The organism is Mycobacterium sp. PDNC021 (genome assembly GCF_048282635.1).
GTDB classification, from domain to species: Bacteria; Actinomycetota; Actinomycetes; order Mycobacteriales; family Mycobacteriaceae; genus Mycobacterium; species Mycobacterium llatzerense.
Genome location: NZ_CP182502.1, coordinates 1,684,732 through 1,702,133, shown reverse-complemented (window position 1 = coordinate 1,702,133; position 17,402 = coordinate 1,684,732). Strand labels below are relative to the sequence as shown.

Annotated in this window: 19 protein-coding genes; 3 read left to right on the top strand and 16 right to left on the bottom strand. The window is 67.5% G+C overall.

The annotated features are described in order from the left end of the window. Positions 1-143: 143 nt before the first annotated feature. A complete protein-coding gene (locus ACNO8X_RS07920) occupies positions 144-413 on the bottom strand; it encodes a glutaredoxin family protein (RefSeq protein WP_043401369.1) in 270 nt (89 codons plus the stop codon). Between the two features lie 33 nt (positions 414-446). Here ACNO8X_RS07920 and ACNO8X_RS07915 point away from each other — a divergent pair, with 33 nt between their 5' ends. Then, positions 447-1,322 carry an HAD family hydrolase gene (locus tag ACNO8X_RS07915; RefSeq protein ID WP_418004849.1) on the top strand — a complete coding sequence of 292 codons (876 nt, stop codon included), beginning with the start codon at positions 447-449 and terminating at the stop codon, positions 1,320-1,322. A gap of 72 nt (positions 1,323-1,394) precedes the next feature. Here the strand turns inward: ACNO8X_RS07915 and ACNO8X_RS07910 are convergent, their stop codons facing one another. Then, positions 1,395-2,243, bottom strand: a complete 849-nt coding sequence (locus tag ACNO8X_RS07910; RefSeq protein WP_418004848.1) for a hypothetical protein — start codon at positions 2,241-2,243, stop codon at positions 1,395-1,397. A gap of 128 nt (positions 2,244-2,371) precedes the next feature. Between ACNO8X_RS07910 and ACNO8X_RS07905 the strand changes: the two genes are divergently transcribed. Beyond that, entirely contained in the window at positions 2,372-2,902 is a 531-nt protein-coding gene (locus ACNO8X_RS07905) for an FAS1-like dehydratase domain-containing protein (RefSeq protein WP_418004847.1), read from the top strand. Between the two features lie 21 nt (positions 2,903-2,923). Here ACNO8X_RS07905 and ACNO8X_RS07900 read toward each other — a convergent pair whose 3' ends face one another. The 8 genes from ACNO8X_RS07900 to ACNO8X_RS07865 form a co-directional block, all read right to left on the bottom strand. After that, the gene (locus ACNO8X_RS07900) at positions 2,924-4,000 is read right to left on the bottom strand and encodes a lysophospholipid acyltransferase family protein (protein ID WP_418004846.1); all 1,077 of its coding nucleotides are present in this window, start codon (positions 3,998-4,000) and stop codon (positions 2,924-2,926) included. A gap of 15 nt (positions 4,001-4,015) precedes the next feature. Beyond that, positions 4,016-5,134, bottom strand: coding sequence for an SDR family oxidoreductase (locus ACNO8X_RS07895; protein WP_043401358.1), 1,119 nt, complete (start codon positions 5,132-5,134; stop codon positions 4,016-4,018). Positions 5,135-5,182: 48 nt separating this feature from the next. Next, positions 5,183-5,284, bottom strand: coding sequence for a 30S ribosomal protein bS22 (locus ACNO8X_RS07890; RefSeq protein WP_003402602.1), 102 nt, complete (start codon positions 5,282-5,284; stop codon positions 5,183-5,185). A 227-nt stretch (positions 5,285-5,511) separates the two neighbouring features. Beyond that, positions 5,512-5,736 carry a cell division/environmental response transcriptional regulator gene (locus tag ACNO8X_RS07885; protein ID WP_029105159.1) on the bottom strand — a complete coding sequence of 75 codons (225 nt, stop codon included), beginning with the start codon at positions 5,734-5,736 and terminating at the stop codon, positions 5,512-5,514. A gap of 139 nt (positions 5,737-5,875) precedes the next feature. Next, on the bottom strand, positions 5,876-6,739 hold the full coding sequence (gene proC / locus ACNO8X_RS07880; protein WP_418004845.1) for a pyrroline-5-carboxylate reductase: 864 nt from the start codon (positions 6,737-6,739) through the stop codon (positions 5,876-5,878). 31 nt (positions 6,740-6,770) lie between these two features. After that, a complete protein-coding gene (locus ACNO8X_RS07875; protein ID WP_418004844.1) occupies positions 6,771-7,616 on the bottom strand; it encodes a sugar phosphate isomerase/epimerase family protein in 846 nt (281 codons plus the stop codon). 11 nt (positions 7,617-7,627) lie between these two features. Next, a complete protein-coding gene (locus ACNO8X_RS07870; protein ID WP_418004843.1) occupies positions 7,628-8,764 on the bottom strand; it encodes an FUSC family protein in 1,137 nt (378 codons plus the stop codon). Next, the gene (locus ACNO8X_RS07865) at positions 8,761-9,747 is read right to left on the bottom strand and encodes a Ppx/GppA phosphatase family protein (protein ID WP_043402100.1); all 987 of its coding nucleotides are present in this window, start codon (positions 9,745-9,747) and stop codon (positions 8,761-8,763) included. The genes ACNO8X_RS07870 and ACNO8X_RS07865 overlap by 4 nt, the downstream gene beginning before the upstream one ends. A gap of 49 nt (positions 9,748-9,796) precedes the next feature. On the opposite strand from ACNO8X_RS07865, the gene ACNO8X_RS07860 reads away from it, so the two are divergent. Further along, entirely contained in the window at positions 9,797-10,624 is an 828-nt protein-coding gene (locus ACNO8X_RS07860; protein WP_418005816.1) for a hypothetical protein, read from the top strand. 16 nt (positions 10,625-10,640) lie between these two features. On the opposite strand, the gene regX is transcribed toward ACNO8X_RS07860, so the two are convergent. From regX to ACNO8X_RS07830, 6 genes are all read right to left on the bottom strand, one after another. Next, positions 10,641-11,327: a two-component sensory transduction protein RegX gene (gene regX / locus ACNO8X_RS07855; protein WP_043401347.1), complete on the bottom strand. Its 687-nt coding sequence runs from the start codon at positions 11,325-11,327 to the stop codon at positions 10,641-10,643. Beyond that, positions 11,324-12,541, bottom strand: a complete 1,218-nt coding sequence (locus ACNO8X_RS07850; RefSeq protein WP_418004842.1) for a sensor histidine kinase — start codon at positions 12,539-12,541, stop codon at positions 11,324-11,326. Before ACNO8X_RS07850 ends, regX begins: the two co-directional genes overlap by 4 nt. 125 nt (positions 12,542-12,666) lie before the next feature. Continuing rightward, entirely contained in the window at positions 12,667-13,410 is a 744-nt protein-coding gene (locus ACNO8X_RS07845) for a phosphoglyceromutase (protein ID WP_418004841.1), read from the bottom strand. Positions 13,411-13,612: 202 nt separating this feature from the next. After that, positions 13,613-14,119, bottom strand: a complete 507-nt coding sequence (locus tag ACNO8X_RS07840; RefSeq protein WP_418004840.1) for a YbjN domain-containing protein — start codon at positions 14,117-14,119, stop codon at positions 13,613-13,615. Beyond that, on the bottom strand, positions 14,116-15,402 hold the full coding sequence (mshA, locus tag ACNO8X_RS07835; protein ID WP_418004839.1) for a D-inositol-3-phosphate glycosyltransferase: 1,287 nt from the start codon (positions 15,400-15,402) through the stop codon (positions 14,116-14,118). The genes ACNO8X_RS07840 and mshA overlap by 4 nt, the downstream gene beginning before the upstream one ends. Positions 15,403-15,436: 34 nt before the next feature. Beyond that, positions 15,437-17,386: a GMC family oxidoreductase N-terminal domain-containing protein gene (locus ACNO8X_RS07830; protein ID WP_418004838.1), complete on the bottom strand. Its 1,950-nt coding sequence runs from the start codon at positions 17,384-17,386 to the stop codon at positions 15,437-15,439. Between the last annotated feature and the right edge of the window lie 16 nt (positions 17,387-17,402).

Here is a 17,402-nt window from a genome sequence, read left to right as displayed (position 1 = left end):
GGCATGTTTCCCGGGCCTCGAGTGGCCGCAGGAACGTATTCAAAGCTAGCCGCTCACCAGCCCGCCGACCAAATTTGCTATACGCACACCGAATCCCCGGGCATGCGCCCCGAGCGACCTGGCCTAGCGGTCAACCCACTGCGTCAACCTGCCAAGTCGGCCCGCAACTGCTCCTCGTCGACCTCCCAGTAGCTGTGCTCAACGTCATCAAGGAGCACCACGGGCAGCCGATCGCCGAACTCCGCGCGCAGGGCGGTATCCCCGGCAGCAGCCAGAACATCGACATCCGTGCTCGTCAGGGTGAAGCCGAGCTCGTCGGACAGCTCCGCGAGCTGAGCCGCCGCGCGCGCACACATGCTGCAGCCGGTACGGGTGAGCAACGTCACGCGGTGGCTGTTCCCTGATCGATCCACGCGCAACAGTATGGCGTGACCTACTGTTGAACCGTGTCCGAATCCAGCCCCGTGACTGCCGACGAGCCCGTGCCCGCCGACGCTGTCGACGGCCAGGATTCCGGAGCCGACGAACCCGCCGCCCCTGCGCTCCCGCCGCCGCCCGACCTCACCGCAGCCGCGTTCTTCGACGTCGACAACACGCTCGTGCACGGCTCATCACTGGTGCACTTCGCCCGCGGCCTCGCCGCCCGCGACTACTTCAAATACTCCGACCTGGCCCGATTCGCCTACGCGCAGGCCAAATTCCAGGTGACCGGCAAGGAGAACAGCGACGACGTCGCCGCCGGCCGGCGCAAGGCCTTGTCGTTCATCGAGGGCAGGCAGACCGCGGAGCTGGAAGCCCTCGGCGACGAGATCTACGACGAGATCATCGCCGACAAGATCTGGCAGGGCACCCGGGCGCTGGCACAGATGCACCTCGACGCGGGCCAGCAGGTCTGGCTCGTCACCGCCACGCCCATGGAGCTGGCCCAGACCATCGCCAACAAGCTGGGGCTGACCGGGGCGCTGGGCACCGTCGCCGAGTCGGTCGACGGGGTCTTCACCGGCCGCCTGGTGGGCGACATCCTGCACGGGGTCGGCAAGGCGCACGCGGTTCGCCAACTCGCCATCAGGGAGGGCCTGAACCTGCGCCGCTGCACCGCGTACTCGGACAGCTTCAACGACGTGCCGATGTTGTCGCTGGTCGGCACGGCCGTCGCGATCAACCCCGACGCCGCGCTGCGCGACGTGGCCCGCGAGCGAGGTTGGGAAATCCGCGATTTCCGGACCGCCCGCAAGGCCGCCCGCATCGGCGTGCCGTCCGCACTGGCCCTGGGCGCCGTCGGCGGGGCGCTGGCCGCCATGGCCTCCAGGAAACAGGGCTAGCGCCTGCCCCGCCGAAAAGGACCAAACGGCGGCTTCGGAGAACCCAACCGCAACCATTTGGTCCTTCTCGACTCAGGGCAGACCCGACCAACCACGGTCAAGCAGGGCTGAGCGGGCATGTTGCACAATCTCGTTGCCGTGGTCCTCCTTGATGACGTGCACGACGTGCCACTTCAGCCTCTGCAGTTCCCGGTTCGCCCACACGTCCTTGGAATACTGGCGGCGGTCGGTCAGGTGCTGGGCACCGTCGTACTCGGCACCGACCTTGAATTCCTCCCAGCACATGTCAATCCGCCGGACGTACTGCCCGAACTCGTTCCGAACCACGTATTGCGTAGTGGGCCATGGCAGTCCGGCGTCGATGAACAACAGCCGCAATCGGGTCTCTCGGGGCGATTCGGCACCGCCATCGACCAACGGCAACGCCTTCCGCAGGCGAGTCAAGCCACGTGCGCCGCGATGTCGCTTTGCGAGCAGGTGCACATCCTCGAGCCCGAACGGCGCGGCGTTCATCAACGCGTCCAGCCGCGCTACGCCGAGGTCCCGCGGCAGGTGGCGAGCCAGATCAAATGCTGTGCGCGCACGCGAAGTGACCCGGACACCACCGATCGTGACCACTTCGTCGTAAGCCAAAACCTCATGACGAACGACGAGTCCGCGCTGACCTTTGCATAGCGCGAGAAGGTCGATAGGCACGCCCTCGTCCACCCACTTCGCCCCGTGCACCGCCGATGCGGCGACCCCACCGATGACACCGGTCGGCACCGCGAGGGCGGCTCCGTGAATCCGGTCGCGCAGCGTCACTCGATGATCTCGGGGTACGTAGATGCCATGGAAGATCGGTCGGTAGCGGTGACGCAACTGCGCTCGGGTCAACACGCCCGCAGCTATCGCGTCGCCGCCGACGAACGGAATCGGCATGCCTTCTTAGACGTGTGGGCGGGCTGATCGGCTCCATCATCGGCCGAAAGGGACCAAATGGCGGCTGCGGAGGACCCAACCGCGACCATTTGGTCCTTCTCGGCGCGAACAGACTAAGCTCACCCGCCATGGGCATCGCGGACAACATCATCGGCACCCACTACCGGTACCCGGATTACTTCGAGGTCGGCCGCGAGAAGGTCAAGGAATTCGCGCTGGCGGTGCAGGACGATCACCCCGCCCATTTCACTGACGAAGCCGCAGCTGAGTGCGGTTCGGACACCCTGATCGCGTCGCTGACGTTCATCGCGGTGGCGGGCCGACGCGTGCAGCTCGAGATCTTCAACCAGTTCGACGTGCCGATCAATCTGGAGCGCGTGCTGCACCGCGACCAGAAGCTGATCTTCCACCGCCCGATCAAGGTCGGCGACCGGCTGTGGTTCGACTCGTACCTGGATTCGGTCATCGAGTCGCACGGCACCGTGATCAGCGAAGTCCGCGCCGAGGTCACCGACGACGACGGCCAGCCGGTGATGACGAGCGTCGTCACGATGCTCGGCGAGGCGCAGCACGACGGCGAGGCCGATGAGGTCAGCGCCCAGATCGCGGCAGCCCGCGACGCCGCCATCGCGAAAATGGTTGCGGCACAAAAGGGTTGATGCACCCTCGCCGGGATTGAACTACAGGAACGTGCCGCGGCGATTCGCCAGCAGCTGGTACAGCGTCTGCTGAATGGTCGCGCGCACCTGGTCGGTCAGCTCGAAGGTGACCATCGGATCGTCGGCCGCGCCGTCCTCGTAGTCGGCCGTCGAGATTGGCTCGCCGAACTGGATGTACCACTTCGACGGCAACGGCAGCAGTCCGAGCGGCCCGGCGAGCGGGAACAGCGGCGTCAGCGGGAAGTACGGCAACCCGAGCAGTCGGGCGAGCAGCTTCACGTCGCCGATCTTCGGGTAAATCTCCTCGGAGCCGACGATCGAGCACGGCACGATGGGCGCGCCGGTGCGCAGCGCCGCCGAGACGAAGCCACCGCGGCCGAACCGCTGCAGCTTGTACCGGTCCTTGAACGGCTTGCCGAGGCCCTTGTACCCCTCGGGGAACACGGCGGTCAGCTCGCCGGCCTCGAGCAGCCGGTGCGCGTCGGCGGTGCAGGCCATGGTGTGCCCGGCCTTGCGCGCGGCCTGGCCGACCACCGGCAGGTCGAAGACGAGGTCGGCAGCCAGCAACCGCAAGTCGCGGTGCTTCGGGTGCTTGTCGTGCACAGCGACCGACGTCATCAGCCCGTCGAACGGCAACACGCCGGCATGATTTGCCACGACCAACGCGGCGCCGTCATCTGGGAGGTGCTCGATACCGGACACCTCGACGCGGAACCAGGAGTTGAAAAGCGTTCGGAGCAAAGGAAGAAACACCGCATCGTTGAGATGCGGGTCGAAACCGAATTCGTCGACGACGTAGTCGCCGGTCATCCGCTTGCGAATGAAATCCGAAGCGGCACCGATACGTTGGGCCAGTTCATTGGGACCGTCAGCGGCCGGAGGGCCGGACGCAGCAAACCTGTGCTGGTCGATCTCGCGGACCACCGCGGCAATCTGTTCAGCCGATGCGCGGGTCCCGGGGTCGGTCAACAGCGAAGGATGTCGCAGCGCCGCATCCCGTCTCGACGCACGACGTTGCGCACCAGCGCGTGTCGAATTCGAATGTAGCGGAATGACTTTGGCTTTAGATTCGCCCGCCACGTCAATATCTCCCACCATCAAAAACTTGCGAAATCAGCGTCCCCACCGCTGCGCTGCGGCCACTGCACGACGCTCCACTGAGCCTACCCACCCTGGACTGATAATGGGCGTCAGCGCGCGGCCTGAAACGTAATCGTCAAAAGCCTCCATGGTCGTCCACTTTGGGGTATAGCCGAGTTCCCTCGTCATCCGTGTGGTGTCCATGACCCGGCCGTAGCGCATGTAGTCGGACTGTTCGCGGTCCAATTCGACGCCCGCGGTCGCTCGTCGCCACGCGTCCAGGGCCCACATCGTGGGTCCGGCGAGCGGCAGCCCGATCCGGCCGGACCGGCGAATGGCCTGGCTCATCAGGATGACGCCCGATGCCCCGATGTTGAAGGTGCCGGCCCGTCCGACCAAGGTGGCGCGTTCCAGCGCCCCGAGGGCGTCCTGCTCATGCAGGAGCTGCAACCGTGCGTCGTGCCCGAAGGCAGTCGGCACCAAAGGACCCGCCAGGTACCGCGACAACGCGGTGTCCATGGCCGGACCGATCATGTTGGCGAGCCGCAGGATGGTGACCGCGATGTCGGGCCGCCGTCGTGCGAGACCGCGGACGTAGCCCTCGATGTCGATGCTGTCCCGGGCGAAACCCTCCCCCGGCGGCCGGCGGGCGCTGCTGTCCTCGGTGAACATCACCGGATCACGCGGACTGGCCCCGTAGATCTCCGATGTCGACTTCAGGATCACCCGACGCACCGACGGCGCCTTCTGACAGGCGGCGAACAACTGCATCGCACCCATCACGTTGAGCTCTTTGAGCGCAGCGCGACCGGATTGCGGCACGTACGACGCCGCCGCCGCGTGGACGACGGTGTCGACGTTGCCGTTCCGGATCACCTTGGCGATGAAGGGATTGCGGATATCCGCGCGGACGAACTCCGCACGGCCCATGCGCCGCAGCATGTCCTTGCTCGGCGTGATCGCGTCGACCGCGATCACGTGCTCGATGAGCTGGTTCTGCGCGAGCCTGGCTGTGAGATAGCCGCCCAGGAACCGGCACGCCCCGGTGACCAGCACCACCTTGGGGTGGTGCAGGGTCTCGGGGATGTCCGGGCCGGAATCGCTTCCGCCCGGCGCGGTGGGCCGGCTTCCAGGGCGTCCGTCGGCATCCATTTGGTCAGCCTAGTGGGCGTCGATGGATGGCACAGGTCGGCGTCGCGGTTACTTACCGAGTTTTCTGCGCTGAACCCGGGTGCGACGAAGCAGCTTGCGGTGCTTCTTCTTCGACATGCGCTTGCGCCGCTTCTTGATGACTGAACCCATAGACTTTGAAGTCTCCGCTACTAGACGTCGATCCGTGAAGATCGGTGTGAAACCAACCCCGCCACTTTACCCGGCGGGGTTTCCGGTCACGAAAACGCCTGCTGGATACGCCCGCTCATCAGCGATTTCGGAGTGCCCGGTAGCGCTGACCGCTACCAATCACACCGAAGACGCGGATTCGGTGCTGCGCACCCAAGGTGCGCAGCACTCAGCCGGGCGCGCGGTGACTAACCCGCGTCGTGGTACGAGGACTCGAGGAGGTCGTGCACCGCCTTGGCGTGCACCCGAAATGATCGGCCGACACGCACCGCGGGCAACTCCCCGTTGTGCACCAGCCGGTATACCGTCATCTTGCTTACCCGCATCAGACTCGCAACCTCGGCAACAGTCAGGAACTGCGTTCGTGGCTGATCGCCACCGTCACGCGCCGATGGCCCGTTCATAGACGTCATCGCAACCCAATCAATCAGGCACGGCCAGCTCCAGCGGCTTCCCCTCCGCTGGCACCAACGCGTGCTTACGAGAAGGAGAATAGCGTGGCCAATGTGGTTATTGCGACGGGTGTGGGGTAATCAATCTGAAATCTTAGAACTACTCAGATGTAATTCTTAGCTGCTCAGACCGTGTTTTTGCGGCTTCGACCGCACTTGCGACCGCGGAGCGCAGCCCGCCCCGTTCGAGTTCCCGCAGCCCAGCGGCGGTAGTGCCCCCCGGAGAGGTCACAGAGGCCCGCAATTCGGCGGCGCTGGTATCCAGCGGACCGACGGTAGAACCGGTTCCCGAATCAGTCATCCGATTGAGCAACATGGCCGCCGAACCGGCCATCGTCTGGACCGCCAACTCGGTCGCCACGGCCCGCGGCAGGCCCGCCGCGACGCCCGCGTCCACCACGGCCTCGACCATCAAAAAGAAGTACGCGGGGCCCGAACCGGACACCGCGGTCACCGCGTCCATCTGCTTCTCCGGCACCGTCAGCACCGCGCCGACGGCAGAGAAGATCTCCGACACCTCGGCGAGTTGGGCCTCGTTCGCGAACCGGCCCCGCGACAGCGCGGTGATGCCTGCGCCCACCAGCATCGGCGTATTCGGCATCGCCCGCACCACCGGCGCACCGGCCGGCAGCTTGGCCTCGTAGAAGGACGTCGGGACGCCCGCGGCCACCGACACCACGACCTGCTCGACGCTGCTGCTGTCGGCGTCGGAGGCCAGTTCGGCCAGCACCTCGACGACACCCTCGACGGCGTCGGGTTTGACGGCCACGATCACGTAGGCCGCGTTCTCGGCGGCGTCGGCGACATCGGTGACCCGGACGGAGTACTTCTCGGCGAGCTGCGCGGCACGCGCCGGATAAGCCTCGGCTACGGCCAGATCCTTGACCTGCCGCCCTGCCTGCAACAGCCCCGCCAGCAGGGCCTCTCCGATATTTCCGCCGCCGATGATCGCAATTCTCGCCACGGGAGACAGCATGCCAGGACGGCGCGCGGGGTCAGCGCAGCAGGTGCCGACGGGCGAATTCGAGCGACTCGACGAGCAGCGCCTCGCGCTCGGCGTTGTTGCGCGCCGCCGACGTGGTGACCTCCAGGATCACGTGCCCGGAGAATTCACTGGCGGCGAGCATCTGACAGACCTGTACGGTCGGCTGGCTGCCGCGCCCCGGCACCAGGTGTTCGTCGGTGGACGCGCCGTTGCCGTCGCACAGATGCAGGTGCACCAGCCCCTTGCCCATCCGGCGGGCCATGTCGATGGCGTCGGTCCCGGCCGTCGCCGAATGCGACAGGTCCAGGGTGTAGTGCGCGTGATTGCCGTCCAGCGGGTCGTAGGACGGCGCGAACGCCGAGATCCCAGGTCCCGGGGCCCCGCCACGCTTGCGCATCCGCTCGATGGACGGCGCTCCGGTGCCGAAGAACCGGTCCGTGCGGAACGGGAACATGTTCTCGACCGCGACCAGCACGTCGCTGGACGCCTCCAGCTCGAGCACCTGATCCGAGAAGCCCTCGGCGTAGCGGCGCTGCCACCGGAACGGCGGGTGCACGACGACCGTCTGCGCGCCCAGCTGCTCAGCGGCTCGCACGCTGCGTTCCAGCTTCGGGATGGGGTTGGAGCCCCACACCCGCTGCGAGATCAGCAGACACGGCGCGTGCACGCTGAGCACCGGCACGCCCCAGCGCTCCGACATGCGCTCGATGGCGTCGATGTCCTGGCTGACGGGCTCGGCCCACACCATCAGCTCGACACCGTCGTAACCCAGGCGTGCGGCGTACTCGAAGGCAGCCTCGGTCCGCAGTGGATAGACCGAGGCGGTGGACAGACCTACCTTGATGGCGGGACGCACAGGGCTCCGGCTCAGGCCGAGTAGAGCAATGCCAGGGGCCCGAACGTGACCAGGCCGCCGACCAGGATCGCGATCAGCGTGCTGGCCAGGTCGTGGTCCTTGCGGATCACCCGGATACCGGCGACCAAGCCTAGGATGACGAGCATCGACAGCATCAGCGCCACGATCTGGTTCCAGCGCCACAGCTGGTCGAACGCGAAGAACATGCCGGCACCGAACGCGACGGCCAACAGGCTCTGGCCGACCACCCAGGCGCCGCGCTTCAGGCCCGAACCTGACTCTTCGTCCTCGTGGTCGGCTTCGTCGCGGTCGTAGTCGTGGTCGTCGCGTTCCGCTTCGTCATGGAACGCGGCCTCGACGTCGTCGCGGCGGGTGTCCTCGTCGGCGGCGAAGCCACCGAACAGGGCGTCGTAGCGCGAACTCCGGCCTTCCCGCGACGTGTCGCGCACGCCGGCGGCGTCGTCAGTGGCGTCGGCAGCCGCAGCAGCGTCGGTGTCGTCGACGACGGGGAGCTTGGCGACGGGCTCCGCGTCCTTGAGCGACAGCAGATCGTCATCGACGTCCGCGTCGGCCGGGACGTCCTCGTCGACCAGGTCGGGGCTCATCTCCTCGGCGCCGCGAACCGGCTTGAACGACCAGCGGAACGCGGGCTTGCGCGACGACGGCGCCACGAACTCCAGCGGATCGGCCTCGGCGTCGCGGCGGCGCAGGTGGTCCTCGTAGTCGTCGGCCGCGGCGTCTGCGGGCGCCGGGTCGACGAGATCGGTGTGCAGCATCGTGTCGTCGACGACGTAGTGGGCGCCGGTGTCGTCGGGCTCCATCTCGTCGGCAGCCGACGGCGTCTCGTCCTCGACAGCGACGTCTTCAGCCGGCGCCTCAGGCTCGACGACGGCTTCGGGCTCGGTTTCAGGCTCCGTGATGGGCTCCGGAACCGTTTCCTCCGGGGCCTGCGCCGGCTCCGCGTGCAGCGTCTCCGGTCGGATGATCGGGATTTCGCCGGTCAGTTCGGCGACCGTCACCGCGTCGCTGTTCCCCCGCCGCCGGCGTCGGCGGCCGCCGACTGGCGGCGCACCGATGGTGCCGTTCTTGGCCAGCAGCTCGGCGACCGAGATCGGTCGCGTCGCGGAGAAGTCGTCTGAATCTGTCATCGTGTCTCGCCTTTGGCGGGAGCTAAGCCCGCGAACGTTTCCACCAAGTCGGTTCCATCGGCTTCACTGTCGAGTTTCCGCAGAATCACACCCTCCCGCAATGCCCACGGGCAGATGTCCACGGCGTCGAGCGACAGCGCCCTCATGGTCGCCTCGGCCACCAACGCACCGGCCACGATCTGTGGCGCGCGGTCGGCACTCACCCCTTCCAACTCGGCTCTGTCAGCCGTGGTCATCCTAGAGATGAAAGATATGAGCTGTCTGAGGCCGGCGGCGGTCAACGTGCGCTTCACGCGCGGCCCCGCCCCGGACGGCGCCGCGCCGGTGAGCCGGGCCAGCGACCGGAACGTCTTCGAGGTCGCGACCGCCAGCTCCGGGGTGCCCGCAGAAAGCACCTTGGCCGCCGAGGCGGACAGCTCGTTGTCCAACCAGTCGCGCAGCACGGCCACGCGCCGACGGCCGGGCGGATCCTCCTGCAGCCATTCCCGCGTCAATCGGCCCGCACCCAGCGGCATTGACAGCGCGACGTCGGGTTCTTCGTCGATACCGCCCGACAGTTCGAGCGAACCCCCGCCGATGTCGAGGTTGATGATGCGGCCCGCGCTCCAGCCGTACCAGCGGCGCACCGCCAGGAAGGTGAGCCGGGATTCGTCGACCCCGGACAGGACCTGCAGCTGGACGCCGGTCTCGGCCCGGACCCGGGCCAGCACCGCTTCGGAGTTGGTGGCGTCCCGGACCGCGGATGTGGCGAACGCCATAAACTCCGCACAGCCCGAGCTGGTGGCGATCTTGGCGAACTCGTCGACGGTCGCGACCAGGCTGTCAGCGCCCTTGCGGGTCAATTTGCCGGTGTCGTCAATGGCCTCCGCAAGGCGCAGTGAGGCCTTGGTCGAACTCATCGGTGTCGGGTGCCCGCCGCGGCGCGCGTCGACTACCAACAGATGAACGGTGTTACTGCCCACGTCGAGGACGCCCAATCGCACGGAAACCACGGTAACGGGTCTACGGTTGCGTGCTGTGACCGCATCACAGATCAGTGCCGGTGGCGCTGGTGCGCCCAAGAACGAGGCGCCGCCGAAGCCCGGTTCCCACGAGGTCGGACTGGACTTTGCCCGCGAGTGGGTGGAGTTCTTCGATCCGGACAATTCCGAGCATCTGATCGCGGCGGATATGACATGGCTGCTGTCGAAATGGACCTGTGTCTTCGGGACACCGGCGTGCCAGGGCACCGTCGAGGGACGGCCCGACGACGGCTGCTGCAGCCACGGCGCCTTCATGGCCGATGACGACGATGTCGCGCAGCTCGAGGAGTCGGTCAAGCTGCTGACCGACGAGGACTGGCAGTTCCGGGAGAAGGGCCTGGGCCGCAAGGGCTACCTCGAGATGGACGAGTACGACGACAAGCCCAACCTGCGGACCCGCAAGTACAAGGGCGCGTGCATCTTCCTGAACCGCCCGGGTTTCGCCGGCGGCGTCGGCTGTGCACTGCACAGCAAGGCGCTCAAGCTCGGCGTCGAACCGCTGACCATGAAGCCCGAGGTGTGCTGGCAGCTGCCGATCCGCCGGACCCAAGACTGGGTGACCCGCCCGGACGGCACCGAAATCCTGCGGACCGTCGTCACCGAATACGACCGGCGCGGCTGGGGCGAGGGCGGCCACGACCTCGTCTGGTACTGCACCGGCGACCCGGCCGCGCACGTCGGCGCCCGGGCCGTGTGGGAGTCCTACGGGCCCGAGCTGACCGAGCTGCTGGGCAAGAAGGTGTACGCCGAGCTGGCGGCCCTGTGCAAGCGCCGGGCCGGGCTGGGGCTCATCGCCGTCCACCCGGCCACCGAGGCTGCCAAGGCCGCCAAGAAGTGACCGCAGAGCGCGGGAACTAGCCCTCGAGCTTGTAGCCCAACCCACGAACGGTGACGAGGTGCACCGGGTTGGCCGGGTCCGCCTCGATCTTGGAGCGCAGCCGCTTCACGTGGACGTCCAGGGTCTTGGTGTCACCGACGTAGTCGGCGCCCCACACGCGGTCGATCAACTGGCCACGGGTCAGCACGCGCCCGCTGTTGCGCATCAGGTACTCGAGCAGGTCGAACTCCTTGAGCGGCAGCGTGATGGCGTCGCCGTTGACCGACACGATGTGCCGCTCGACGTCCATCCGGACCGGTCCGGCCTCCAGCACGCCGTCGGCGCCGACGACGTCGTCGGATTCGCCGCCGCGACGCAGCACGGCCCGAATCCGGGCGATGAGCTCACGGGCCGAGTACGGCTTGGTGACGTAGTCGTCGGCGCCGAGTTCCAGGCCGACGACCTTGTCGATCTCGCTGTCCCGAGCGGTCACCATGATGACCGGGACGCCGGAACGTGAGCGCAACTGCTTACACACGTCGGTGCCGCTCATGCCGGGCAGCATCAGGTCCAAGAGGACGATGTCGGCACCGGCCCGGTCGAACTCGGCCAACGCCGACGGACCATCGGTCACGACGGTGGCTTCGAAACCTTCCTTGCGCAACAAGAACGCCAAGGGATCGGCCAGGGACTCCTCGTCCTCCACGATCAGCACACTGGTCATTGGTTCGGTCGCCCTCCTTGTGATGGCATCGAGTGATCATCCCCCTCGTCGACGTCAGCGTCGTCCGAATCGAGATAAGCCGGAATCGACAACGTGAACGTCGATCCCGTTCCCGGCTGACTCCACAGCCGGATGGTTCCGTTGTGGTTGGCCGCCACATGTTTGACGATGGCCAACCCCAGCCCCGTGCCGCCGGTGGCCCGGGACCGCGCCTTGTCGACGCGGAAGAATCGTTCGAAAACCCGCTCCTGGTCGGCTTTTTCGATACCGATACCGCGGTCGGTCACCGCGATCTCGATGTTGTCGCCGTAGCAGCGCCGACTGATCGACACTTGAGAACCCTTGGGCGAGTATGAGATTGCGTTGGACACCAGGTTCGCCAGCGCGGTCGCCAGCAGGGTCTCGCTGCCCAGCACCTGGTAACCGCGGGGCGCATCGGTGGTGATCGCGATGTCGGCGTTGTCAGCGGCCACCTTGTGCCGGGAAACCACCTCGGCGACAACCGAATCCACGTCCACCGCATCCAGGTGCGGCAGCGGCTCGGCACCCTGCAGCCTCGACAGCTCGATCAGTTCGCCGACCATGTTGGCCAGCCGGGTGGATTCGGTGACGATCTTCTCGGCGAAGCGGTTGACCATCTCCTGGTCCTCGGAGGACGCCAGCAGCGCCTCGGCCAGCAGCCCCATGGCACCGACCGGGGTCTTGAGCTCGTGGCTGACGTTGGCGACGAAGTCGCGGCGACTGGCCTCCATGCGGGCCTGTTCGGACTGGTCGTTGACGTAGACGACCGCGAAGCGGCCGTCCTCTTCGGTCAGCTGACGGGCCAGGCCGCGCACGGCCACTCGCGACCGGCCCGGGTTCGCTCGTTTGGCCGGAGACAGGTCGAACTCGACGTCTTCCCCGGTGGCCAGGGTCCGCTGCGCGGCCTCCCAGGCCCGGTCGTCCAGCAGCCGGTCGCTCACCAGGCCGAGATCTTTGGCCAGGGCGTTGGTGTAGACGACGTCGCGGTAGGTGTCGACCACCGCCATCCCCAGCGGGGACATGGACACGATGTGGGCGAACATCTCCGACACCGTGAGGCCGGACTGCTCCGCGGTGCGACGTTCGCGGCGGTCGCTGCGCCGCAGCACCCACCGCATGCCGATCGCGATGCCCAGGGCCAACGCGAGCAGCGCCGTGGCGGCCACCAGAGGCAGCGCTGACGACAAGCTCACGGGCAAATCGTACGCATCAGGTGAACGTCATCCCAGCAGCGAGCAGCCAGAACGGTGCAAGTCACATGAACAAATCCAGGTGTTCGGCCGGCGTTCACCGGAGTTCACCGACTGTTCTGATGCGATCAGTTCTTTTTCGCACCCTGCGCGGCGACCGCGGCGGCGCCGGCCGCAGCTGCCTCGGGGTCGAGGTACTCGCCACCGGGCACCGTCGGCTTCAGATTCTCGTCCAGCTCGTACTTCAGCGGGATACCTGTCGGGATGTTCAGGCCCGTGATCTCGTCGTCGGACATGCCGTCGAGGTACTTCACCAGGGCGCGCAGCGAGTTGCCGTGCGCGACGATCAGCACGGTCTTGCCGGCCTTGAGGTCGGGCACGATGGTCTGCTCGAAGTAGGGCACGAACCGCTTGACCACGTCGGCGAGGCATTCGGTGAGCGGCGCGTCGATGCCGGCGTACCGCGGGTCGCCGTCCTGGCTGTAGGTGCTGCCCTTTTCGATCGGGGGCGGCGGAGTGTTGTAGCTGCGGCGCCAGGTCATGAACTGGTCCTGGCCGTACTTGGCCAGGGTCTCGGCCTTGTCGAGGCCCTGCAGCGCGCCGTAGTGCCGTTCGTTGAGGCGCCAGTCGCGCTGCACGGGAATCCAGTGCCGGTCGGCGGCGTCCAGCGCGAGGTTGGCGGTGGTGATCGCGCGGCGCAGCAGCGACGTGTACAGCACGTCGGGCAGCACACCCTGTTCGACCAGCAGCTTGCCGCCGCGAACGGCTTCGGCCCGGCCCTTGTCGGTGAGGTCGACGTCGACCCAACCGGTGAACAGGTTCTTCTCGTTCCACTGGCTCTCGCCGTGGCGCAGCAGGATCAAGGTCGGCATCGGCTGATCTTCTCACGTGCGGGTTTGTGGTCTTCGCCGCACCCGGGAGCTGTGGCTGCGCCGTCCCGCGCAGGCCTGTCCCCCACATGTTTCGCCCGGCGCCGTCAACTTTCCTTGACCGTCAAGGAAAGCTGACGGCTTCAGATCGAACATGACCTCACAAGCCCGACACGCCCGGCGACGACACGCCGGGATCGGCCGCCTACTCCGGCCGCAGGTGCTCGAACGCCTGCAGGTTCTTCAGCGACTCCCCGCGGGCCAGCCGCCACTTCCACTCTTTCTCGATCGACGAGCGGAAGCCCAGCTCCAACAGGGTGTTGAAGTCGAAGTCGACGGCCTCGATCACCTGGCCGAGCAGCCGGTCGAGCTCGTCGGCGGTCACCGCGTGCAGCGACATGCGCCCCACCAGGTAGATATCGCCGATGTTGTCGAGCGTGTACGCCATGCCGTACAGCCGCCGGTTGCGGCGCAGCAGGTACTTGTAGACGCCCTCGAAGTTCTCGTCGGGCTTGCGGCAGACAAAGGCCTCCAAGCGCACGCCGTGGTCGCCGACGCTCAGCAGCGTGTTGGTGGTCAGCCTGCGCTCGCCGGGCAGCGCCACGACGATCCCCGGTCGCCCGCCCACTCCCCCGTCGTGGTGCGAGAAATCGAGTTCGTGCGCCTGCAGGGTGGCTTCGATCAATTGCGTGACCGTGGCCGAGGTCGTCACGCGCGCACGCCCCGACGGATCATGAACCGGCGGCTGCGGCGCGCCGCGGCGTCGCGTCGAGGCCGACGGCCGCGATAGTCGGCGATGGCCCGCGTGTAGCCGGCCAGCAGCGCGTCGACGGTATGTGCCCACGAGAACGTCGCGGCGTGCTGCAGCGCGCCCTCGCGCAGTGTCTCCGGCCCCAGCTCCAGCGTCCGCCCGATGGCGTTGGCCCAGTCGCCGGGATCGTGGCCTTCGACCAGAACGCCGCTCACGCCGTCGCGCACCGCGACGGGCAGCCCGCCCACCGCGGCGGCCACCACGGGCGTCCCGCAGGCCTGCGCTTCGACCGCGACGAGACCGAAAGATTCCGAATAGCTCGGCACCGCAACCAGATCCGCTGCGCGGTAGACATTGACCAGCTGTTCGCGGGACTGCGGCGGCAGGAACGTCACCCGGTCGGTGATACCCAGCTCGTCGGCCAGGGAAACCAGCCCGTCGGGCACGGCCAGGCCACTGCCCGACGGACCACCCGCGACGACGACGCGCACGTCGGGCAGCTTGGCGGCCGCACGCAACAGCACGTCGGGGGCCTTCAGCGGCTGGATGCGGCCGATGAACGCGACCACTTGCTCGTCAAGCGAAAGGCCCAGTGCCGCACGGGCTTCGGCCTTGTCTCCGGGCGTGAAGGTCGCCAGGTCGACGCCGGGGTATGCCACGTCGATGCGGGACGGGTCCGCGTGGTGCAGCGAAACCAGTTGCCGCGCTTCGTCTTCGGTGTTGACGATCAGCCGGTCGGCGGCATCGACGACCTGCTGCTCGCCGACTGCGCGCAGCGCCGGCTCCGGGGTGTCGCCTTCGGCCAGCGACAGGTTCTTCACGGCGGCCAGCGTGTGGGAGGTGTGCACCAACGGCACGGCCCACCGGTCCGACGCCAGCCAGCCCACCTGCCCGGAGAGCCAGTAGTGCGAATGCACGATGTCGTAGTACCCCGGCTCGTGGTTGGCCTCGACGCGCAGGACGCCCGCAGTGAACGCGCACAGCTGCGTCGGCAGGTCGTACTTGTCCAGGCCCTCGAACGGACCGGCGACCACATTGCGCACCAGCACGCCGGGCGCCACGCGCACCACCGGGGCGTCGGTCGACGACGTGGCCCGGGTGAAGATCTCCACCTCGACGCCGCGGCGGGCCAACTCGAGGGCACTCTGCAGGACGTAGACGTTCATACCGCCCGCATCGCCGGTACCCGGTTGGGCCAGCGGCGAGGTATGGACCGACAGGACGGCGACACGCACGCCCTCCATCCTTACACCGTCGCGCTGGTGGTTGCCCACCCGGTCAAGCGAGCATGTTGGTGGCGGTCCGGCGGGCGACGGCCATGACGGTGATCATCGGGTTCACGCCGGAACAGGTGGGCATACCGCTCGCGTCGGCGATCCACACGCCGGGAATGTCGTGCAGTTCCCCGGACGGCTTGGCGACGGACGTCTGCGGGTCAGCACCCATCCGCGCGCTGCTCATCTGGTGCGCGCTGAACACCGGGGTGCCGCCGGGCCCGATCGGCAGCTGGTTGACCTGCTCGATGAAGGCCTCCAGGTCCTCGCCTCGCTGCCACGGCGCGAACGGCTGGCCCGCGGCGTAAATCTGGCGCGCACCCGCGGCGGCATGCATCCGGATCGACGTCTCGATGCCCTCCCGGAAATGGCGGCGGTCGAGTTCGTCGGTGAACGGATACCAGTGCACCCCTTCACCATTGGCGTCGATGGTGACGCTGCCTTCGCCGCGGTCCTTGACCAGGACCACCCAATCGGCCCGGTTCTGGTACTGCTGGGCGAGTTCCTTGTGCTGCGCCCCGGACAGCCACGGCACGGTGGTGGTGAACAGCCCGGGCAGGTGCTGCACGCATTCGATGAGGTAGCCGTGATCATCGCGGGCTTCGGCGAACTCGTTCATCACCCCGGCCATCGCGGGGCCGAACCAGGGCTCTTGACGGTCGTCGTAGATGCCGCTGACCAGGGTCGCCGGGTGCAGCCGCAGCCCGGTCCCGACGGCCGGGCCGCCGATCCCCGACCGCAGCAGCAGCGCCGGGGTTTCCAGGCTGCCCGCGGCCGCCACGACCTGTGGGGCGTTGATGGTGACGCGGTAGGCCTGGCCCGTGACCGGGTCGGTGTAGGTCGCCTCGACACCGGCGGCCACCCCATCGCGGGTGACGATCCGGTCCGCCCGGGTGCTCGGCAGCAACTGCGCGCCGGCATCGGAGGCGTCCTGCAGGAAGGTCTTCATGGTGCCTTGCTTGGCGCCGGTCTGATCACCCATCCCGCTATAGCCGATCAGCGCCGGGTCGAAGCGTTCCGGGTCGATGTTGAGCTGGGCCACGCCGTACGAATAGTCCAGTGCCGCAGCACCTTCCGACAACCGGTGATGTGGCTCGTTCTGGACGGCGACCTTGTCGCAACAGCCGATGCGCTCGAACACCGCTGCCAGGTGCTCGTCGAACTCCGGGCCGGCCACGTCCGTGAGCCCGAACTCGGTGGCCCAGGTGTTGCGCACGGTGGCCGGGGTCAGCAGCGAGTTGGACCAGTTGACGGTGCTGCCGCCGCCGACCGTCGAGCCCGCGGCGATGCTGACCATGCCGTCGGCACTCGGAAAGAAGCCGCCGCGCAGGAACAGGTTGTGATAGGCGACGGGTTCGAGCTGCACGAAGTCCGATTCGTTGCGGTAACCGCCGGCCTCCAGCACGATCACGCGCTTGCCGGCTGCGGCGAGGACCGCGGCCGCGACGCCACCGCCCGAACCGGACCCGACGATGACGACGTCCGCGTCGAGGGCGGTATCCGCGGACGGGGTGATCACCGACAGCGTCTTCGGGGTCTGCGGCGGCAGCTGCGCCGGGCCGGGGTACCCCATGCCCGCCCACAGCGGGTTTCCGTCGGCGCCGCCGGGCAGGCTGTAGGAGAACAGCACCGACAGGGTGTACAGCGCCGTCATGGCGGCTTTGGTCTCCGGCGAGATGTGCGACAGATTGCCGACGATCACCTCGCGAACGTTCAGCGGCTGGTTGTTCACGCCGACCAGTTCGGCGGTGTCCAGCAGCTGCTGCAGCCCGACGAACTGTTCGGCGGGCAGTTTGCCGATCAGGTACTGCTCCAGCACCGCATCGGTGCCCAGGTCGCTGCCTTTGGCGGCGAAGAATCCGGTGGGGTCGTCGTCGTGGGGCACCGCGGCGACGTAGGTGTCGACGATGGTGGTGAGGGTCGTGCGCTGCTTGGCGGTGAAGACGTTGGCCATGAGAGGTTCTTTCGGA

What these genes read in the sequence shown, in the direction of transcription:
- ACNO8X_RS07910 (WP_418004848.1), bottom strand. Translation starts at nt 2,243, where the DNA reads ATGCCGATTCCGTTCGTCGGCGGCGACGCGATAGCTGCGGGCGTGTTG.
- regX (WP_043401347.1), bottom strand. Translation starts at nt 11,327, where the DNA reads ATGACCAGTGTGCTGATCGTGGAGGACGAGGAGTCCCTGGCCGATCCC.
- ACNO8X_RS07905 (WP_418004847.1), top strand. Translation starts at nt 2,372, where the DNA reads ATGGGCATCGCGGACAACATCATCGGCACCCACTACCGGTACCCGGAT.
- ACNO8X_RS07890 (WP_003402602.1), bottom strand. Translation starts at nt 5,284, where the DNA reads ATGGGTTCAGTCATCAAGAAGCGGCGCAAGCGCATGTCGAAGAAGAAG.
- ACNO8X_RS07845 (WP_418004841.1), bottom strand. Translation starts at nt 13,410, where the DNA reads ATGCCGACCTTGATCCTGCTGCGCCACGGCGAGAGCCAGTGGAACGAG.
- ACNO8X_RS07870 (WP_418004843.1), bottom strand. Translation starts at nt 8,764, where the DNA reads ATGACAGATTCAGACGACTTCTCCGCGACGCGACCGATCTCGGTCGCC.
- ACNO8X_RS07830 (WP_418004838.1), bottom strand. Translation starts at nt 17,386, where the DNA reads ATGGCCAACGTCTTCACCGCCAAGCAGCGCACGACCCTCACCACCATC.
- ACNO8X_RS07895 (WP_043401358.1), bottom strand. Translation starts at nt 5,134, where the DNA reads ATGGATGCCGACGGACGCCCTGGAAGCCGGCCCACCGCGCCGGGCGGA.
- ACNO8X_RS07885 (WP_029105159.1), bottom strand. Translation starts at nt 5,736, where the DNA reads ATGACGTCTATGAACGGGCCATCGGCGCGTGACGGTGGCGATCAGCCA.
- ACNO8X_RS07900 (WP_418004846.1), bottom strand. Translation starts at nt 4,000, where the DNA reads ATGGTGGGAGATATTGACGTGGCGGGCGAATCTAAAGCCAAAGTCATT.
- mshA (WP_418004839.1), bottom strand. Translation starts at nt 15,402, where the DNA reads ATGGAGGGCGTGCGTGTCGCCGTCCTGTCGGTCCATACCTCGCCGCTG.